The sequence below is a fragment of the Rhodococcus globerulus NBRC 14531 genome, from assembly GCF_001894805.1.
GTDB lineage: Bacteria > Actinomycetota > Actinomycetes > Mycobacteriales > Mycobacteriaceae > Rhodococcus_F > Rhodococcus_F globerula.
Genome location: NZ_BCWX01000006.1, coordinates 133032 through 151363 on the forward strand (window position 1 = coordinate 133032; position 18332 = coordinate 151363).

At 63.2% G+C, this 18332-nt stretch carries 17 protein-coding genes; 12 read left to right on the forward strand and 5 right to left on the reverse strand.

Translation table 11 applies throughout. The annotated features are described in order from the left end of the window. Positions 1 to 45: 45 nt before the first annotated feature. Both RG2_RS26310 and RG2_RS26315 read left to right on the forward strand, forming a co-directional pair. A complete protein-coding gene (locus RG2_RS26310) occupies positions 46 to 669 on the forward strand; it encodes a LysE family translocator (protein ID WP_033236053.1) in 624 nt (207 codons plus the stop codon). Between the two features lie 24 nt (positions 670 to 693). Further along, entirely contained in the window at positions 694 to 1530 is an 837-nt protein-coding gene (locus RG2_RS26315) for a sulfurtransferase (RefSeq protein ID WP_033236133.1), read from the forward strand. Positions 1531 to 1533: 3 nt separating this feature from the next. On the opposite strand, the gene RG2_RS26320 is transcribed toward RG2_RS26315, so the two are convergent. Then, positions 1534 to 1995 carry a DUF6328 family protein gene (locus RG2_RS26320; protein WP_033236054.1) on the reverse strand — a complete coding sequence of 154 codons (462 nt, stop codon included), beginning with the start codon at positions 1993 to 1995 and terminating at the stop codon, positions 1534 to 1536. Between the two features lie 13 nt (positions 1996 to 2008). Then, complete coding sequence (locus RG2_RS26325) at positions 2009 to 2827, reverse strand: shikimate 5-dehydrogenase (RefSeq protein ID WP_033236134.1); 819 nt, start codon at positions 2825 to 2827, stop codon at positions 2009 to 2011. A 129-nt stretch (positions 2828 to 2956) separates the two neighbouring features. Here RG2_RS26325 and RG2_RS26330 point away from each other — a divergent pair, with 129 nt between their 5' ends. After that, positions 2957 to 4528: a molybdopterin-dependent oxidoreductase gene (locus RG2_RS26330; RefSeq protein WP_033236055.1), complete on the forward strand. Its 1572-nt coding sequence runs from the start codon at positions 2957 to 2959 to the stop codon at positions 4526 to 4528. Position 4529: 1 nt separating this feature from the next. Here RG2_RS26330 and RG2_RS26335 read toward each other — a convergent pair whose 3' ends face one another. Further along, positions 4530 to 5228, reverse strand: coding sequence for an HNH endonuclease family protein (locus RG2_RS26335; RefSeq protein ID WP_033236056.1), 699 nt, complete (start codon positions 5226 to 5228; stop codon positions 4530 to 4532). A 38-nt stretch (positions 5229 to 5266) separates the two neighbouring features. Continuing rightward, a complete protein-coding gene (locus RG2_RS26340) occupies positions 5267 to 6223 on the reverse strand; it encodes an NADP-dependent oxidoreductase (RefSeq protein ID WP_033236057.1) in 957 nt (318 codons plus the stop codon). 40 nt (positions 6224 to 6263) lie between these two features. Here RG2_RS26340 and RG2_RS26345 point away from each other — a divergent pair, with 40 nt between their 5' ends. The 3 genes from RG2_RS26345 (at position 6264) to RG2_RS26355 (ending at position 10701) form a co-directional block, all read left to right on the forward strand. Beyond that, positions 6264 to 9080 carry a DEAD/DEAH box helicase gene (locus RG2_RS26345; protein ID WP_033236058.1) on the forward strand — a complete coding sequence of 939 codons (2817 nt, stop codon included), beginning with the start codon at positions 6264 to 6266 and terminating at the stop codon, positions 9078 to 9080. Continuing rightward, complete coding sequence (locus RG2_RS26350; protein ID WP_033236059.1) at positions 9077 to 9847, forward strand: SWIM zinc finger family protein; 771 nt, start codon at positions 9077 to 9079, stop codon at positions 9845 to 9847. Before RG2_RS26345 ends, RG2_RS26350 begins: the two co-directional genes overlap by 4 nt. A gap of 107 nt (positions 9848 to 9954) precedes the next feature. Beyond that, a complete protein-coding gene (locus RG2_RS26355; protein WP_033236060.1) occupies positions 9955 to 10701 on the forward strand; it encodes a GntR family transcriptional regulator in 747 nt (248 codons plus the stop codon). Positions 10702 to 10762: 61 nt separating this feature from the next. Here RG2_RS26355 and RG2_RS26360 read toward each other — a convergent pair whose 3' ends face one another. Next, positions 10763 to 11008 (reverse strand): PTS glucose transporter subunit IIA, encoded by a 246-nt coding sequence (locus RG2_RS26360; RefSeq protein WP_243411119.1) that lies wholly within the window; start codon positions 11006 to 11008, stop codon positions 10763 to 10765. Between the two features lie 2 nt (positions 11009 to 11010). On the opposite strand from RG2_RS26360, the gene RG2_RS26365 reads away from it, so the two are divergent. The 6 genes from RG2_RS26365 to RG2_RS26390 are packed head-to-tail and all read left to right on the forward strand — an operon-like array spanning position 11011 to position 18329. Next, a complete protein-coding gene (locus RG2_RS26365; protein WP_033236061.1) occupies positions 11011 to 12354 on the forward strand; it encodes a PTS transporter subunit EIIC in 1344 nt (447 codons plus the stop codon). A gap of 3 nt (positions 12355 to 12357) precedes the next feature. Beyond that, positions 12358 to 14040 (forward strand): phosphoenolpyruvate--protein phosphotransferase, encoded by a 1683-nt coding sequence (ptsP, locus tag RG2_RS26370; RefSeq protein ID WP_033236062.1) that lies wholly within the window; start codon positions 12358 to 12360, stop codon positions 14038 to 14040. Beyond that, positions 14037 to 15239, forward strand: coding sequence for an N-acetylglucosamine-6-phosphate deacetylase (locus tag RG2_RS26375; protein WP_033236063.1), 1203 nt, complete (start codon positions 14037 to 14039; stop codon positions 15237 to 15239). The genes ptsP and RG2_RS26375 overlap by 4 nt, the downstream gene beginning before the upstream one ends. Further along, a complete protein-coding gene (gene nagB / locus RG2_RS26380) occupies positions 15239 to 16018 on the forward strand; it encodes a glucosamine-6-phosphate deaminase (protein WP_033236064.1) in 780 nt (259 codons plus the stop codon). The genes RG2_RS26375 and nagB overlap by 1 nt, the downstream gene beginning before the upstream one ends. A gap of 1 nt (position 16019) precedes the next feature. Beyond that, positions 16020 to 16754: a copper homeostasis protein CutC gene (locus RG2_RS26385; protein ID WP_033236065.1), complete on the forward strand. Its 735-nt coding sequence runs from the start codon at positions 16020 to 16022 to the stop codon at positions 16752 to 16754. Positions 16755 to 16811: 57 nt separating this feature from the next. After that, on the forward strand, positions 16812 to 18329 hold the full coding sequence (locus RG2_RS26390; RefSeq protein ID WP_033236066.1) for a CoA-acylating methylmalonate-semialdehyde dehydrogenase: 1518 nt from the start codon (positions 16812 to 16814) through the stop codon (positions 18327 to 18329). Positions 18330 to 18332: the final 3 nt, after the last annotated feature.

The following is an 18332-nucleotide window of genomic DNA, read 5'->3' on the forward strand; positions in this document are numbered from 1 at the left end:
GCTCGGGTGTGAGGCAATTCGGATGAGTACCAGACGGAGACACCGATGAGTACCACTCAGTGGCTTGCTTTTGGCTCCCTGCTTTCCATCGTCTTGTTCACACCTGGCCCGGATTTTGTCCTGATCCTGCGGCATTCCCTGGCAGATCGTCGGACCGGTGCCGTGGTCGCGGCGGGAGTTATCACGGGATTGGTTGTCCATACGGCGGCCGCGTCGCTCGGCTTGTCGGCTCTGGTCGCGACTCGTCCGCAACTGCTCTCGGCCCTCACCTATGCCGGCGCGGCGTATCTGACCTGGTTGGGGATCTCCGCAATTCGTAGTGCATTCAAAGCTCGAAGTGGTGGCGACACGTTAGTGGCCGCGTCGGAGCCGACCCCGCCGCTGCGGGCATACCGTTACGGGTTCCTGTCCAACCTTCTCAACCCGAAGGCGCTGTTGTTCTTTCTCGGCCTGCTTCCACAGTTTGTCGAACCAGGCGTGGGCGCGGGCCTGCGTACCCTGACGTTGGCCGGCGCCACAGTGGTTGCCGCCGCGCTGTGGTGGGCAGTCGTGGTGGTGCTCGCGGCAGGTGCCGGACGTAAGCTGCGGCGACCTGGCGTCGGAAAGCGCATCGACGTGGTGAGTGGAGTCCTACTTGTCGCGCTTGGTGCTTTCTTCGGTGTTGCCTGAGACGATCGTGCAAGTATGAAGGACATGACTGCACCCGTTCTTGTCGATGTCACCGAACTGGCCTCACTGATCGAGGCCGGCGCGGCGCCGGTCCTGCTCGACGTTCGCTGGGCGCTGGGTGATCCCCACGGAGCCGAGCACTTCCAGTCAGGGCATATTGCCGGAGCGGTCTTCGTGGACCTCGACACCGAACTGGCCGCTCCGGCGTCGAGGGAATCGGGGCGTCATCCCTTGCCTGCCATCGAGGACCTGCAGGCCGCGGCACGTCGATGGGGGATCAACGACGGAGATTCGGTGGTCCTGTACGACGCGACGGGAAACACCGCAGCGGCGCGCGGGTGGTGGCTGTTGCGATGGGCCGGACTCGCTGATGTCCGTCTGCTCGACGGTGGGTTGCAAGCCTGGGAAGCGGCCGATTTCCCGGTTGCGGTCGGTGCCGGTTCAGCAATCACCGAGGGCAACGTGACGCTCGACGCCGGACATATGCCGGTTGTCGATATCGACGAGGCGGCCGGGTGGTCGGCGAGCGGTGGTGTGCTTCTCGACGCGCGAGCCGTTGAGCGGTACCGCGGCGAGGTCGAGCCGATCGACCCAGTGGCCGGGCACATTCCCGGTGCGGTCAGTGCACCGACCGGTGAGAACATCGACGGCAATGGAAAGTTTGCCGGCACCGTAGCCTTGCGTGAGCGGTTCTCCGCAGCGGGTGACGGGGACCGCTTTGCCGTGTACTGCGGATCGGGAGTGACTGCGGCGCATCAGATTGCGGCCCTGGCGATAGCGGGCTACGACGCAGCCTTGTTCCCCGGTTCGTGGTCGCAATGGTCCAACGACAGCTCGCGCCCGATAGCCACTGGAGCGTAGTTCTCAGCTGTCGTCTCGTCTGATCAGTGCGGGGACGAAGAACCAGAGCGTGGTGAACATGACGGCGGCGCAGGCGGCCAGAATCTTTGCGCCGACGCCACCCACAGCGATCTCGGCGATCAGGAGCACGGTGCCGGTCATGGACGCCGCGAGAAAACCGGTGCCGCACAAGGCGAATCGGTTGGATATGGTCAGGATGCGCTGACGGTATCCGCCCCGAAAGAGGACTCGATGCCACACTGCCGGTGCCATCAGTAGGCCGAAGGAAATGGCAACCAGCATGACCGTGACCAAGTGAATGGTTTTGATGTACGTCGATTCGTCCTCGTAGCGCTCGGTGAAGGCCACGGCCAGCAGAAACGCGAACAAGATCTGAACACCGGAGAGAGCGACTCGTAGTTCTTGCAGCAGCTCGTTGAAGTTCCGAGCGAGTTGCACGGGAGGGCTCTCCCCGGTGTCGTTCATAGTGTCGAGTTTGTCACGCCCGCGAGTATTCAGAGGCGCGTTGGATCTGTTCGGCACTGGGGCGGACCCCCGTGTACAGCGCAAACTGCTCGGCAGCCTGGAGTGCGATCACCGAGGCGCCCGTGATCACCGTCTTGCCGAGTTCTTCTGCCAGGAGGATCAGGGGAGTGTTCTCTGGCATTGCCACCACGTCGAAAACGACCTGCGCGCCGCGCACCACGACATCCGGGAACGACAGCGCGTCTGCTTCGGGGCCGCCCGCCATCCCGATCGGAGTGGCGTTGATCAGAACGCCGGGACGCAGATCGTCGAGGTCTTCCCGCCACTGGAATCCGTACTGCGAGGCGAGCGCGTCACCGGCAGACTTGTTGCGCGCCACCACGGTGACGTCGGTGAAACCGGTGTCGCGAACCGCCGCGACGACGGCTTTGGCCATGCCGCCGCTGCCGGAGACCGCGACGGAGAGTGATGTGTCGACCTTGTTCTCGCGCAACAGGTTTGCCACAGCCTGGTAGTCGGTGTTGTAGGCGTGCAGGATGCCGTCCTCGTTGACGATGGTGTTGACGGAGTCGATTGCGGACGCGCTGTCGTGCATGACGTCGACATGAGCGATCACCTGCTCCTTGAACGGCATCGACACTCCGCAACCGCGGATGCCCAGTGCGCGGATACCGGCAACCGCTGCGGGAACGTCAGTGGTGGTGAATGCCTTGTAGACGAAGTTGAGGCCCAATTCCTCGTACAGATAGTTGTGGAATCTGGTGCCGATGTTGCTCGGTCGTCCGGATAGCGACATGCACAGAAGTGTGTCCTTGTTGAGGTCGACAGTCATGGCGTCAACTCTAATCCGGGCTACCGTGAACTTCAGGGCCGTGATGAGACCCATCCACGCCGGGATCTGCTCCGAATACGAGGTAACCGATCCCACGCATCACTCGTACCGAGCAGAACCGAGACGCATATGGTCACTGACAGCATCGAGGAACACCCGGCCGCGCAGTCACGGCCGCGTCGCAGGTTTGCAGCCCGTGCCATCTCCGGTGTACTTGCCGTAGCCGTGGTTCTGGGGGTAGGCCAACTGGTCGCCCTGCTGATCAATCCGGACTCCTCGCCGTTCTATGCAGTCGGTTCGACCACGGTGGATCGAACGCCGGCATGGGCACGCGAGTTTGCGATCGAGACCTTCGGGACCAACGACAAACCCGCGCTCTTCATCGGAATGTCGATCCTGATCGCGCTGCTCGGCGCACTAGCGGGCGTACTCGAGCGTCCCCGACGCCCGGTGGGTAGTGCGATCCTGATTGCTCTCGGATTGGTGGGCGTCTATGCGGCCTTGAACCGTCCGACGGCTGACGCGATGTACGCGTTCCCCACGATCGTGGGTGTTGTTGCCGGCGTCGTCACGCTGAGGTTGCTGATCGGGCAACTCGACGTAGCGCCCTCGCCTGGTGTTCCCGAGACGTGGCTGCCGCGTCGACAGTTTCTGATGCTGGCCGGGGTTGCCGTTGCCGTCGCTGCGGCGGCCGGTGCTGCCGGAAAGTTCGTGGGGCAGCGCATCGCCGGGGCTTCCGCGAACCGTGCGGACTTCGTCGTTCCGACTGCTGCCTCGGCAGCGCCACCGATACCGGCCGCCGCGAACATCGGTGTTGCCGGTGCGTCGACGTACATCACCCCCAACGACGATTTCTATCGGATCGACACGGCACTTCTTGTCCCGCAGCTCACGACGGACTCGTGGGAACTGCGCATCCACGGCATGGTGGACCGCGAGCTGACTTTGTCGTTCGACGATTTGGTCGCCCGGACACCGATCGAACGGGTCATCACCTTGACATGCGTGTCCAACGAGGTGGGCGGCAACCTCGCGGGCAACGCCACCTGGATCGGCTACCCGATGAAGGACATCCTCGAGGAAGTGGGCGTGCACCCGGACGCGGACATGCTGCTCTCGACCAGCGTCGACGGATTCACTGTCGGCACCCCGGTTGAAGTGGTGACCGACGGACGCGACGCCATGCTTGCCGTGGCGATGAACGGGGAGCCGCTGCCGTTCGAGCACGGATATCCGGTCCGTCAGGTCGTGCCCGGTTTGTACGGTTTTGTCTCCGCGACAAAGTGGGTCACGGAGTGGGAACTCACCAGGTTCGACCAGGTGGACGCCTATTGGACGCAACGAGGATGGGGTGCGCAGGCGCCGATCAAAACGGCGTCTCGGATCGAAGTGCCGGCGTCCTTGGCGCCCGTGAATGCCGGGCAGATTCAGATGGCGGGAACAGCGTGGGCCCAGCATCGCGGTATCAAGGCGGTGGAGGTTCGTGTCGACAACGGGCCGTGGCAACCCGCAACCCTCGCGCAGGAGTATTCGATCGACACATGGCGTCAGTGGTCGTGGATGTGGGACGCGGCGCCGGGGTTGCACACCGTGCAGGTCCGAGCGATCGATCTGGATGGAAACGTTCAGGTCGAGGAACGGACTCCGCCCATCCCTGGCGGTGCAACGGGCTGGCACACAAGGTCTTTCACGGTGAAGTAGGTCAGCAGCGCGCTTCTTCGAGTTCGCGCAGCGTTGTGTGGTCGGCTCGGCTGATCGGTAGTCCGTAACTCACGGCTACGGCGAGGTACTTCCAGGCGTAATAGCAGTGGTACGCAGGATTAGGTGGGAGCCACTGCGCGGGAGTGCTGTCACCTTTCGACTGATTGTCACTTCCCTTGACTGCCAGCAGGTTCAATTCCGTGTCGTTGGCGAACCGCAGGCGCAGGTCCATCGGCCACGTACTTGCCCCGAAATCCCAAGCCGCGGCCAGGGGATAGACGTGGTCGATCTGGACTGCACTTGCCTGGCTGCGATCGAACACGATTCGATCACCGGAGTACGGATCGGTCATCACACCGGACAGTACGACGCAATCGCGGGTTCCGGGCTTGAACGTTTTTTCCGAAAGGTCCTGAGCCAGAACGTTGTTACGGGTATCGCAGCCGTCGTGACCCATCGGGGCTTCCTGGTCGTCGGACCACGCGGGGCCGAAGACACACGCCTGTCCACTCTTGCAGCCGCGCTGATATCCGCCGGGGTGCGGGCGCTGATCGACGACGGATACCCGGTTGAGCAAATCCTCGAGCTGAGTGGTGGTGGGGCTGCCCGGTGCAGAACTCTCGTTGCCGATCCAGCCGCAGGACGTAAGCACACAGGCGAGGATCGTGACCACTATCGCCCACGAACCCCTGCGTCCCACCGTGCCCCTCTCGCTTGACCCTCTCACTTGATCGAGATTCAATCACCAGGTTCCGACAGATCGGCTTCGGATGCGTGGTCGAACTCGATTACCACTTTGCCCGCGCTGTGCCCACTCTCCACAGCAGCAAGGGCTGAGCCGGCCTGCTCGAAGGGAAAGCGCTGCCTCACGGCGGGGTCGAGGGAACCATCGGCCACCAACTCCGCGACCGCCGTGAACACCGCGGTGGTGCGCCGACGTTCTACTCCGCTGCCGCCGAGTTCGGTAGCAGCGACGGAATCGGCGATGCTGATAAGCGGGGCGCCCGGACGCCGCAATGAAGCGGCCCTCTGGAGGGGCTCCCCGCCGACCAGATCGAAGACACCGTCGACCCCGCTGGGCGCGAGGGCGGCAACGGCATCTGCCCACAGATCACCTGAGTCCACCCACAGCGATCCGGTTTCCTCGACGGCGTCCTGCTTGGCTGCGCTGGCCACACCGAGCACAGTGATGCCGCGCGCTCGGGCCAAGCTGAGCGTGCTGGTCCCGACTCCACCGCCCGCGCCGAGCACCAGCAGCGTGGCGCCGGCCGCGAGGTCTAGATCATGAAGGGCGTCGAACGCGGTTCCGCAGGCAACGGGTATTACGGCGGCGTCGGCCCAGGACGCCGCGGTCGGTTTGCGTGCGGCCTGGGAGGCATTGAGCACGGTTGCCTCGGTATATCCGCCGAATCCTGTTGCGGTGGAGCCGAACACCTCGTCGCCGACGTCGAACTCCGTGACCCGTGGTCCCACGCTGGTGACGACACCTGACACCTCGCGGCCGAGCACTGCCGGCAGTGTCACCGGCACGGTGTCCTTGCGGGTTCCCGCCCGGACCTTCCAGTCCGCCGGATTGACGCCGGCAGCGCGGACGGACACCACAATCTGCCCGGCGCCAGGTGGCGGCAGGGAAACGTCGAAGAACGATTGAGTCTGCGGACCGCCGTACTCGGTGAAACCATATGCCAGGACCATGACAACAGCCTATGTCGGTAGCACCTGATTGGATGGTCGGATGCTGCATGGACTCTGGTCACCGGGATCGGGGCTCAAACTGTGGGTAGACGGGCACGAGGGCGCCGGGGTCGATGATCCCCGCGACCCGGTCAGTGCTGTCCTGCACCGAAAATTCCGTCATCGAGTAAGTATCGCGATGCCTTCCGTGCCGGGTGGGCCGCTGCAGAGTGAGTACGCGGCGGTGGCGCTGGCACCGGGTGATGCCGTTGACCTGCTGCTTCGGATCAAACCTGCGGACGGCCGGGTTGCCGGCGACCTGCATTACCTTGTCCACGTTGTTCGGGGGATCGAGCGTTGGGTGCGGGCAGGGCGGGTTGTTCCCGAACTGGGCCGTGCCGAGGGCAGTTGGTGGCCGCGCTGGCGGCTGCTGATCGACGAGCGTCAGCGCGCGTGGCTGGGTGAGTTGGTTGTTGCGATGCCCCCGGTGCAGCGCGCAGTGGGATCACCTCGAGCTGTTTTGGACGACGTTGTTCTCGAACTGACCGATTCGGTTGTTCGCCGAGTGCTGGGCGAGTCGGTCGACACTCCCACGACCGGGCTGTGGGCGGCATTGGTCCGCGGCGACGCATTCGACAACGCGGAATTGCGAGTTGCGTCGTCTCTGACGCAATGGCGCGGCACTCTCACCGCACATGAGCCCGACTTGGTCCTGCGGTTGATCGAACCGGAACTGAGCGAGGACGCCGATATCGATGCGGAAGCACTCTGGCGACTGCAAGTGTGCCTTCGGCCGGAAGGTGAAGCCCCCGAACGGATCAGGCTGCACCGTGCCGATGCCGCGCGCCTGCAAGTAGGTAGCCGAAAACTCGAGGAAGCCATCGCCGCCTACCCTCGCTTTCGGGATGTGCCGCGCGACGACGACAGCTTGGACCTTCTACTGCCGACAGCTGTGGTGATGGATCTGGTCGGCCACGGCGCTATCGCCTTGCAGGAGAAGGGAATCACGCTCCTGCTGCCTCGGGCGTGGAGCGTCGTGTCGCCGTCGTTGCGCGTGAAAGTCACCTCGGCATCCTCACCGATCGTCGCCGAGAATCGTACGGTCGGCCTGGATCAGTTGGTGGAATACGACTGGGAGTTGGCGCTCGGAGACAAAGTGCTCACGCCGGAAGAAATGGCGCGCCTGGTCGACGCGAAGTCGGATCTTGTTCGCTTGCGCGGTGAGTGGGTCCAAGCTGACCGGGAGGTGCTTGCCCGGGCCGCTCGTTTTGTCGGCGAGCGCCATGCGAGTGGCGACCGGGCCATCATCGAATTGATCAAAGACCTGATCGCCGACGACCTCAAAGATCTTCCCGTCGAAGAAGTGACGGCAACGGGGTGGGCGTCGGCGCTGCTGAACAATTCGGTCGAACCGGCAGAGGTTCCGGTTCCGGCAGAAGTCAAAGCGGTACTGCGGCCTTATCAGCGGCGAGGACTCAACTGGTTGGCGTACATGAGCGCTCTCGGGTTGGGTGCGGTATTGGCGGACGACATGGGGTTGGGAAAGACGCTCCAACTGTTGGCGCTGCTTGCGCACGAGAAGTCCACGACGCCAACGCTGTTGGTGTGTCCGATGTCGGTGGTCGGTAACTGGCAGCGCGAGACGGCGCGGTTTGTTCCGAGCCTGCGGGTGTACGTCCATCACGGTTCCGATCGCGCAACGGGCGCGGCGCTCGAGGCCGCAGTACGCAGCCACGATCTGGTGATCACGACGTACGCGTTGATGACGCGTGACGTCGCTGCCCTGAAGGATCTCGATTGGCGTCGCGTTGTGCTCGACGAGGCCCAGCACATCAAGAATGCCAAGACATCGCAGGCGCGCGCCGCTCGCAGCATCCCGGCGGCACATCGGGTCGCATTGACCGGAACTCCGGTGGAAAACCGGTTGGACGAGCTGCGATCCATCCTCGACTTCGCCAACCGTGGTGTGCTCGGTTCGGAACAGATGTTCCGCAAACGCTTTGTCGTGCCGATCGAACGGGAGAAGGACGAACTTGCCGTTTCGCGGCTGCGCGCCGTCACGTCGCCGTTTGTCCTGCGGCGAGTCAAGACCGATCCCGCTGTCATCTCCGATCTTCCGGAAAAACTCGAGATGACGGTCCGCGCAAATCTCAGCGAAGAGCAAGCTGCTCTCTATCGCGCGGTAGTCGACGACATGATGGCCCAGATCAAGGGCACGGAAGGTATGAAGCGCAAAGGCGCAGTGCTCTCCGCTCTCACCAAACTCAAGCAGGTCTGTAACCATCCGGCGCATTTTCTTCGCGACGGATCTGCGGTGATGCGCCGCGGTCAGCATCGTTCCGGCAAACTCGGATTGATCGAAGACATCGTCGAATCGGTGACTGCGGAAGACGAGAAGGTGTTGCTGTTCACGCAGTTCCGCGAGTTCGGGGAACTGGTGGTGCCCTACCTGTCCGAGCGGTTCAGCACGGGGGTCCCGTTCCTGCACGGCGGTGTGTCGAAGGCCGGCCGTGACACCATGGTCGAGGAGTTCCAGAGTGTCGGCGGTCCGCCGATCATGGTGCTCTCGCTCAAAGCCGGCGGAACGGGACTCAATCTGACCGCCGCGAATCACGTTGTCCATATGGATCGGTGGTGGAATCCCGCGGTCGAGAATCAGGCCACCGACCGTGTGTTCCGCATCGGTCAAAATCGAAATGTCCAGGTCCGCAAGATGGTCTGTGTCGGGACATTGGAAGAACGGATCGACACGATGATCGACACGAAGAGCGAATTGGCCGAGCTGGCCGTCGGAACAGGGGAGAACTGGGTGACGGAGATGAGCGTCGAACAGCTCGGTGAATTGCTCCGACTCGGTGACGACGCGGTAGGCGAATGAGTCCGCGTCGTGGAGGTCCCGATTTCAGTGAATACACGGGCGCGCGTAAGCGAGCGGCGCCGATCAAGTCTCGCCCCGCTTTCGGTCGGACGTTCTGGGGCAAGGCATTTGTCCGGGTCATCGAGCAGATCGGTGACAAGGGCCGGGTCTCGCGGGGTCGAACTTTTGCTCGCACAGGCAAGGTCTTGCCGCTCGATATTCGGCCGGGACGCGTAACCGGCGAGGCCTGGGGGACACAGCTCGAACCGTTCACCGCCACTCTCGCAGTCAGCACTCTCGACAACACGGATATCGACGACATCATCACCAAACTCCGCCGGGTCCCAGGCTCATTGGCCTCGCTGGTCTCCGGGGTGGTTCCGGACATGCTCGCCGCGCAACTCCTGCCGGACGGGCCGGGTGCTTTCCAATTCGACTGCACCTGTCCCGACGAGGGATGGCCGTGTAAACATGCTGCGGCCGTGGCCTTCCTGACTGCCGAGCGGATCGATACCGATCCGCTGCAACTTCTGATCCTGCGCGGGGTCGATCTCAGCGATCTGATCGGGGGAGTGGAAGACGAGACCACGATCGCGGTCGACGTAGAAAGCTGGTTCGGGGACTCGTCCCTTCTGCCAGGATTGCCGCGAGTCGAATTCCGGGCTGCGATAGACGATCTGGACGTGAACGCGTTGCGGGCCTCGGTGGCTGCGCTGGGATTGGATGTGGCACAGCAAAACGTCGCGCTCGCCGAACTGCGGGCAATTTACCGGCAATTGGACTCCTGAGCTCAACCACTAGGATCCCGGTGCCTGTTCCAGTATCGTGAGGTGGATAGGTCCGGTAGGGACCTGTCGACGATAGATTCTTTCACTTCACGAAAGGGGCAGCCGCCGTGATGCCCGTACATCTGCGCGACAGCGCTATACCCAAACACGAGCAGTTACGAAACATTTTGCTGCACAAGTGCACCCGCGAGTTGCAGCCGGGCGACTTGATGACCAGTGAGCGTAACTTGATGCAGGATTACGGCGTCAGCCGAATCACGGTTCCTGAGGCGATCGGTCAACTCGTCAACGACGGCTATCTTGTGCGCGTGCGTGGCAAGGGAACCTTTGTCGCTCACCGCCAGGTTCAATCCAAGCTGCACCTCGCGTCGTTCACCGAGGAAATGCGAGCCCAGGGACACGTTCCCACCACTGTGGTCCTCGTCAACGAGGAAGACACCGTGCCCGATGCCACGGCGTCGGCGCTCGGAATGGAGCCGGGATCGTTGGGCTACCACGTCAAACGCCTGCGCTTGGCAGACGGTGAACCGGTGAGTGTCGACGACGGTTGGTACAACCCACAGCAATTGCCCGGGCTCACCGACCTCGACCTGACCGGGTCGATCTACCGTGCGACGGCCGACAAGTACGACAAGCCGATCGACCGCGCGGAACAGACCGTCAGCGCCGACGGTGCAACCATCGAGATCGCCACTCTGCTCGGGACGAAGAAGGGGGCACCCGTTCTGTACTTCGATCGAGTGTCCTTCAGCGAGGGCGCGCCGATCGAGCACACGTGCAGTTGGTACCGCTCCGATCGTTATCAACTGCAGATGGAAGTACAGGGAAACGAACGAGCGGGCACACGCGCCTGATCGCAACCCGAACAGCAGGCGGGCGCATCCTCTTTCGAGGGTGCGCCCGCCTCGCTCGTATTCAGGCAGACCAGTCGAACAAGATGTCGCCGGTCTTCACTTCTTCTCCCACAGAAGGGGATTCGACGGTATCGGGTTTGGAGTCCATGACTACAACCGGGCAGATTGCCGAGTAGCCGGTGGTATCGATGAACGCCGGATCGAAGCTGACGACAGGATCGCCGGCCGCGACGGTGTCACCCTCGGATGCGATGAGCGTGAAGCCCTTGCCTTCGAGTTTGACGGTGTCGATTCCGATGTGATTCAACGATGACGCTCGACGACACTCCCAAGAAGGAATCAACGTTCTTCGCCGGCGTCCAACGCCTCGGCCGAAGTTTGATGTTGCCCATTGCCGTTCTCCCGGCAGCCGGCATCCTTCTGCGACTCGGCCAGGACGACCTGCTCGGGCGGTTCAGTCCGCTCGAGAGCGCGGCCACGGTGATTTCCGCTGCCGGTCAAGCCGTGTTCACGTGGCTGCCGCTGATCTTTGCCGTCGGCATTGCGATCGGGTGGGCCAAGAAGGCAGACGGATCCACCGCCCTTGCCGCGGTGGTCGGGTACATAGTGATCGACGGTGTCTTCAAGGCCATGTCGCCGATCGTTCTCGAAGGAAAAACCGATCCCAACGGGGATCAGTCGTTGATCAATTACGGCGTACTCGCCGGCATCGTGATGGGTCTACTCTCCGCAATTCTGTGGCAGCGCTTCTATCGAACAAAACTGCCCGACTACCTCGGATTCTTCAACGGCCGACGTTTGGTTCCGATCCTGACCGCCGTTACCGGCCTGCTCGTCGGCGTCCTCATGGCGTTCTTGTACCCGCTGTTCAACTCCGGACTGAACTGGGTCGGTGAAGCAGTTGCCTCGAATACCGTTGTCGGCGGCGGCATCTACGGCGCAGCCAACCGTCTGCTCATCCCGACCGGCCTGCACCACATCCTCAACTCGGCAGTGTGGTTCCTGATCGGCGACTACCAGAACGCCAGCGGTCAGATCATCCGCGGCGACCTCAACCGGTTCTTTGCCGGTGACCCCACTGCCGGGACGTTCATGACCGGATTCTTCCCGATCATGATGTTTGCCCTGCCGGCTGCGGCGTTTGCCATCTGGCGCAATGCCAAGCCCTCTCAGAAGAAGCTTGTCGGCGGCATCATGCTCTCCACCGGCCTCACCGCCTTCCTCACCGGCATCACCGAGCCCCTCGAATACTCGTTCATGTTTGTTGCGTGGCCGCTGTACGTCATCCACGCGCTTCTGACCGGTACGTCGATGGCGTTGGTCAACGCACTGGGAATCCACGACGGATTCACCTTCTCAGCCGGCTTCTTCGACTACGTCCTGAACTTCGGCAAGGCCACCAACGCCTGGATGCTCATCCCGATCGGACTTGCGTACGCGCTCATCTACTACTTCCTCTTCAGCTTTGTCATCAAGAAGTGGAACCTGCGCACGCCAGGCCGCGAAGAAGAGGCCGAAGTTGCGGCAGGCGAGCCTGATGCTGCGCTCCTCGAAGCCGAAATGGCGCTCGCTGCCGAAGGCGACACCCGGACCGACGCACCACTCGTCGCGGAAGTGGAGAAGAAACTCGACAAGGAACTGGAAGGGCGCTGACGCATGACAACGGCAACAATCACCGAGCGGAACCAGATCAGTGCACTCGGAGTCAGTGCCGGAGTCGTCTGCGCACCCTGGTTGAGTTTCGCAGTGCCCGAACGTACTTCGGCGCAGGATCCGATCACCGGCGAGCCGGAGTCCGAACTGGCCAGAATTCGATCGGCGCTCGACACCGTCAGTGCGGAACTCCTGCGCCGCGCGGAATCCGTCGACGGTGTCTCCGCGGACATCCTGACCACGTCGGCGGCGATGGCACGGGATCGGGCCATCGTCGGCGCGGCGCAGAAGAACCTCGAATCAGGTCTGCCGACAGCACATTCGGTGACGGTTGCCTTCGACGGATTCTGCGCCAAGCTCGACGCGGTTGGCGGGTACATGGCCGAGCGGGCAACAGATCTGCGTGACCTCGCTCAGCGGGTGGTCGCAGTGCTGCGCGGCGAACCGATGCCAGGAATCCCCAACCCCGGTTACCCGTACATTCTGGTGGCCCGGGACCTGGCGCCCGCCGACACGGCAACGCTCGGCGACACCGACGTGGTCGGATTGCTCACCGCAGAGGGCGGGCCAACCAGTCACACCGCCATCCTCGCCAAGTCGCTCGGCATTCCGGCGGTGGTGAACTGCGCGGATACCGATCGGCTGGTCCCGGGTGCTGTTCTGATCCTCGACGGTTCGAGCGGGACGGTGACGATCGATCCGAGCCCCGAGCAGTGCAGTGAGGTCGCCAGGGAAGCATCGGCCCGTGCTGCTCGCGCCGCGACTGCCAGCGGTCCCGGACGTACCCGCGACGGTTTTGCCGTGCGCTTGGCGGCAAACATCGGGACCGTGGCCGATGCCGAACGTGCGGGCGCCGCCGACTGTGAGGGTGTTGGCCTGTTCCGTACCGAATTCTCGTATCTCGGTCGCCACGATGCACCCTCCGTGGCGGAGCAGACCGCAACGTACAGAGCTGTTTTCGAGCACTTTGCCGGACGCGCCGTTGTGGTGCGGACCCTCGATTCCGGTTCCGACAAACCGTTGCCCTTCCTGGATCTCGGGGTCGAGGAGAATCCGGCGCTCGGAATTCGGGGGCTCCGCGTGGCAAATCTGTATCCGGACACTCTGGTAACCCAGCTCGACGCACTGGTTGCGGCTGCCGATGCAACCGGCGCGGATCTGCGCGTCATGGCACCGATGGTCGCGACGGCCGATGAAGCTGCGGGCTTCGCGGAACTCGCCCGATCCCGTGGGGTCGGCAAGGTGGGCGCGATGATCGAGGTTCCGGCTGCGGCCCTGCGCGCAGGAGATCTCCTCGAACATCTGGATTTCCTGAGTATCGGAACCAATGACCTGAGCCAGTACACCTGTGCGGTCGACCGGATGACGGGCAGCCTCGCACACCTGCTCGACCCGTGGCAGCCGGCAGTCCTCGACCTGATCGCGATGGTCGGTCAGGCCGGAGCCGTCGCAGGCAAACCTGTTGGTGTGTGCGGGGAATCGGCGTCGGATCCGCTGTTGGCGCCGGTGTTGGTCGGTCTCGGGGTGTCGAGTCTGTCGATGTCCGTCGCAGCGATCGGGGCCGTTCGCGCGGAACTGTCGGCGCTCGATCTCGAGGTATGCCTGCAGATGGCGTCGGCGGCTCGTAATGCCCGAACGCCGGTCGACGGCAGGGCGGCGGTCGCGAGCATCAGGAATTCCTCGTGACCGAGTCACTCGTGCTGCGCGGCACCGTTGTCGGCGGTTCCTCCGGGAGCATCGACGACGGCATCGTTGTGGTCGACGGTGAGCTGATCAGCTGGGTGGGGGCGGCGAAGGACTATGCCTTAGCTGATGGCCCGGATCCCGCTGATGTTCCGGACGCAACCGACTGCGTGATACTTCCCGGGCTGATCGACGTCCACAGTCACGGCGCCGCGGGAGCGGGTTTCCCCAACACCGACGCGGCGGGCGCCCGAGTGGCCGCGTCGCATCACCGTGAGCACGGGACGACGGGTCTGCTGGCAAGTTTGGTGTCGGCGCCCCGTGCGGATCTGATGCGCCAAGCCGCGATGTTGGCCGACCTGGTTGAGGACGGCGAGATTCTGGGTATCCACCTCGAAGGGCCGTTTATCAATTGTGTTCGATGTGGTGCCCAGGATCCCGCAGCGATAGTTTCCGGGGACCCTGACCTGCTCGAAGAGGTGTGCAACGCGGCCCGCGGGCACGTGCGTTCGATGACTCTGGCACCGGAGACGGAGAATTTCGGGAAACTGCTCGACGTCATGCGTCGACGCGAAATTCTGCCCAGCTTCGGACACACCGACGCCGATGCGGCGACTACGTCGACCCGGATCGGACAGGCGGCTCGCAGCGGTCGGGTGAGCGCAACACACCTGTTCAACGGGATGCCGCCGTTGCATCACCGTTCGCCGGGTCCGGTGGCGGCGTGCCTCGCGGCCGCCGGGAGAGGAGAGATGGTGGTGGAACTGATCGCCGATGGAGTGCATCTGGCTCCGGAAACGGTGTCCATGGTGTTCGATGCCGTCGGCGCAGACCAGATCACGCTGGTCAGTGATTCCATGGCTGCCGCCGGAATGGCCGACGGAAACTATCAACTCGGCGCTCTGGATGTGGTGGTGAGCGGTGGCGTCGCCAGACTTGCCACATCCGACGGTTCGGACGGGGCCATAGCCGGCGGAACGGCACGACTGCTGGATGTGCTGCGTAGCACCGTGTTCGACAGCGGAGTTGAACTCGCCGATGCCGTCACCGCTGCCACTCGTACCCCGGCAACACTGCTGGGACTGCACGATTCACATGGATCGCTGACTGCCGGCTACCGCGCCGACATCCTGGTCACCGATCGTCACCTGCGCCCGGTGCGCGTACTACACGGCGGTCGGGCCGCCGGAAAGGAAATCTGATGGAAATTGTCATCATGCCTACCCCGCTGGAGGTCGACTCGACGGCAGCAGACATCGTCGAAGGCTATGTCCGACGCGGTGCTACGACGCTTGGGCTCGCAACAGGTTCGTCGCCGATCGGGACGTACCGCGAGCTGGCGCGTCGTCACCGGGTGTCGGGACTGGACTTCTCGCAGGCTCAGGCATTCTTGCTCGACGAGTATCTTGGACTGCCGAAAAGCCATTCGCAGTCGTACTATTCGGTGATTCGCGCCGAATTCGTCGACCACGTCAATCTGGATCCGGAGCGGGTGTTCAGCCCAGACGGTGAAGCAGTAATTCCCGATGCCGCAGTGGAACGCTACGACCGTAGTATCGCCGAAGCCGGGGGAGTGGACGTCCAGTTGCTCGGAATCGGCACCGACGGACACATAGGTTTCAACGAACCCGGTTCCGCTCTGTCGTCGCGAACCCGGGTCAAGACGTTGACGGAGCAGACGCGAATCGACAACGCTCGTTTCTTCGAGCGTCCTGACGATGTTCCTCATCACGTTCTCACCCAGGGCCTCGGAACTATCAGTGATGCACGGCATTTGGTGATGATCGCGACCGGCGAAGGCAAGGCCGACGCGATTGCTGCAGCCGTCGAAGGCCCGTTGACGGCATTTTGCCCCGCATCGATCCTGCAGTGGCATCGCCACGTCACGGTGGTCATCGACGAAGCTGCTGCCGGGCGGTTGAAGTTGGCCGACTACTACCGGTACGCGCTCGAGAACAAGCCACCCTGGCAGTCGTACTGACATGAGCGCTCTCGAACTTGCCGTTCAGGATGTTCGTGGGGCGCAGATCGCACTCGCCGTGGGGGCGGCGCGTGTTGAACTCTGTGCGGCACTGGGGGCAACCGGTGGTCTCACCCCCAGCTACGGATTGATCGAAGCAGTTGTGGCAGTGGGTGTTCCGGTGCATGTCCTGATCCGGCCACGGGCTGGTGGATTTGTATACTCTGCCGACGAGATGGTGGTGATATGCCGTGACACACGCGCCGCAGTGGCAGCAGGTGCGTCCGGGATAGTGATCGGCGCTCTGACCGAAACCTCCGCGGTCGATGTCGACGCGATGCGTTCGATCATCGACTGCATCGACCCGTCAACTGTCGAAGTCACCGCACACCGCGCCGTCGACGTGGTGCCGGACAGAAATGTGGCACTCGACATCTTGGTGGATCTCGAAGTAACCCGGGTCTTGACGTCGGGCGGTGCCCCGACCTGCGCCGAAGGGCTGGCGGAGTTGGGGACCCTGGTCGATCACGCCGCGGGGCGGATCCAGATCATGGCCGGTGGCGGCGTCCGGATTCCCGATATTGCCGCAATTGCGGCGACCGGAGTCGACGCGATCCACTTGTCCGCTCGCGCGATCGTCGAAGGTTCCGGTGGGCCGGGCGGTGGTAGCGGTGGATATGAGGTCACTGACCGGGAAATTGCGCTGTCCGCGGCTTCGGCCCTAGACATACATGGACATCCAACTATAGGATGGTAGACATACTCGGCGCTGCTTCTCGGGCAGTCCACAACGAGCAAGGAACGGGTTAGCACAATGGTTGACAATGCGGCAGTTCAAGAGTTGACGCACTTCGTCGGTGGCAAGCGGGTTCCCGGAGCTTCCGATCGATTTGCAGACGTCTTCGATCCCAACACCGGTAAGGTTCAGGCGCGCGTCCCGCTCGCAAGCAAGGCCGAAACCGAAGCCATCATCGCCAATGCAGAAGAGGCGCAGAAGGTCTGGGCTGCTTTCAACCCGCAGAAGCGCGCCCGCGTGCTCATGAAATTCCTCCAGCTCGCTCAGGCTGAGATGGACTCCCTCGCTCGTCTCCTCTCGTCCGAGCACGGCAAGACCGTCGCTGACGCCAAGGGTGACATCCAGCGTGGCCTCGAGGTCATCGAATTTGCCGTCGGTGCTCCGCACCTGCTCAAGGGCGAATTCACCGAGAGCGCAGGCACGGGTATCGACGTGTACTCGATGCGTCAGCCGCTGGGCGTCGTTGCCGGCATCACGCCCTTCAACTTCCCCGCGATGATCCCGCTGTGGAAGGCCGGCCCGGCCCTCGCCGCAGGTAACGCCTTCATTCTCAAGCCGTCCGAGCGTGACCCCTCCGTGCCGCTGCGCCTGGCCGAGCTGTTCCTAGAAGCCGGACTGCCCGCTGGCGTGTTCAACGTGGTCAACGGTGACAAGGAAGTTGTCGACGTCCTGCTCACCGACGACCGCATCAAGGCTGTCGGTTTTGTCGGCTCCACGCCGATCGCCCAGTACATCTACGAGACCGCCGCAGCTCACGGCAAGCGTGCACAGTGCTTCGGTGGTGCCAAGAACCACGCGATCGTCATGCCGGACGCCGACCTCGACGAGGTTGCCGACGCCCTGATCGGTGCCGGCTACGGCAGCGCCGGTGAGCGTTGCATGGCCATCTCCGTTGCCGTTCCCGTCGGCGAAGAAACGGCAGATGCGCTGGTTGCCAAGCTGAAGGAACGCGTCGCGAAGCTGAAGATCGGTCGCAGTGACGACGAAGGTGTCGACTTCGGGCCCCTCGTCTGCCAGGATGCCCTCGACCGCGTCAACAACTACGTGCAGATCGGCATCGACGAGGGCGCAACGGCAGTCGTCGACGGCCGCGGCTTCACCCTCGAAGGCCATGAAGGCGGATTCTTCGCCGGCGCAACCCTGTTCGACAACGTTACGTCGGATATGCGCATCTACAAGGAAGAAATCTTCGGACCCGTACTTCAGGTTGTGCGCGCTGCCGATTACGAAGAGGCACTGCGTCTTCCGACGGAACACGAGTACGGAAACGGCGTCTCCATCTTCACCCGTGACGGCGATACCGCTCGTGACTTCACGGCCCGCGTCAACGTCGGCATGGTCGGCGTCAACGTGCCGATCCCGGTCCCGATCGCGTACCACACCTTCGGTGGCTGGAAGCGCTCCGGCTTCGGTGACCTGAATCAGCACGGTCCCGACTCCTTCCGTTTCTACACCAAGACCAAGACGGTGACGCAGCGCTGGCCTTCCGGCAAGAAGGAAGAGACCAACCACTTCGTCATCCCCACGATGAACTGATCG

Excerpts from the sequence above, each read along its gene's own strand:
- RG2_RS26320 (WP_033236054.1), bottom strand. The coding sequence starts at position 1,995 with ATGAACGACACCGGGGAGAGCCCTCCCGTGCAACTCGCTCGGAACTTC.
- RG2_RS26385 (WP_033236065.1), top strand. The coding sequence starts at position 16,020 with ATGAGCGCTCTCGAACTTGCCGTTCAGGATGTTCGTGGGGCGCAGATC.
- RG2_RS26315 (WP_033236133.1), top strand. The coding sequence starts at position 694 with ATGACTGCACCCGTTCTTGTCGATGTCACCGAACTGGCCTCACTGATC.
- RG2_RS26390 (WP_033236066.1), top strand. The coding sequence starts at position 16,812 with ATGGTTGACAATGCGGCAGTTCAAGAGTTGACGCACTTCGTCGGTGGC.
- RG2_RS26340 (WP_033236057.1), bottom strand. The coding sequence starts at position 6,223 with ATGGTCCTGGCATATGGTTTCACCGAGTACGGCGGTCCGCAGACTCAA.
- RG2_RS26310 (WP_033236053.1), top strand. The coding sequence starts at position 46 with ATGAGTACCACTCAGTGGCTTGCTTTTGGCTCCCTGCTTTCCATCGTC.
- RG2_RS26350 (WP_033236059.1), top strand. The coding sequence starts at position 9,077 with ATGAGTCCGCGTCGTGGAGGTCCCGATTTCAGTGAATACACGGGCGCG.
- RG2_RS26345 (WP_033236058.1), top strand. The coding sequence starts at position 6,264 with ATGCTGCATGGACTCTGGTCACCGGGATCGGGGCTCAAACTGTGGGTA.
- RG2_RS26325 (WP_033236134.1), bottom strand. The coding sequence starts at position 2,827 with ATGACTGTCGACCTCAACAAGGACACACTTCTGTGCATGTCGCTATCC.
- RG2_RS26330 (WP_033236055.1), top strand. The coding sequence starts at position 2,957 with ATGGTCACTGACAGCATCGAGGAACACCCGGCCGCGCAGTCACGGCCG.
- nagB (WP_033236064.1), top strand. The coding sequence starts at position 15,239 with ATGGAAATTGTCATCATGCCTACCCCGCTGGAGGTCGACTCGACGGCA.
- ptsP (WP_033236062.1), top strand. The coding sequence starts at position 12,358 with ATGACAACGGCAACAATCACCGAGCGGAACCAGATCAGTGCACTCGGA.
- RG2_RS26365 (WP_033236061.1), top strand. The coding sequence starts at position 11,011 with ATGACGCTCGACGACACTCCCAAGAAGGAATCAACGTTCTTCGCCGGC.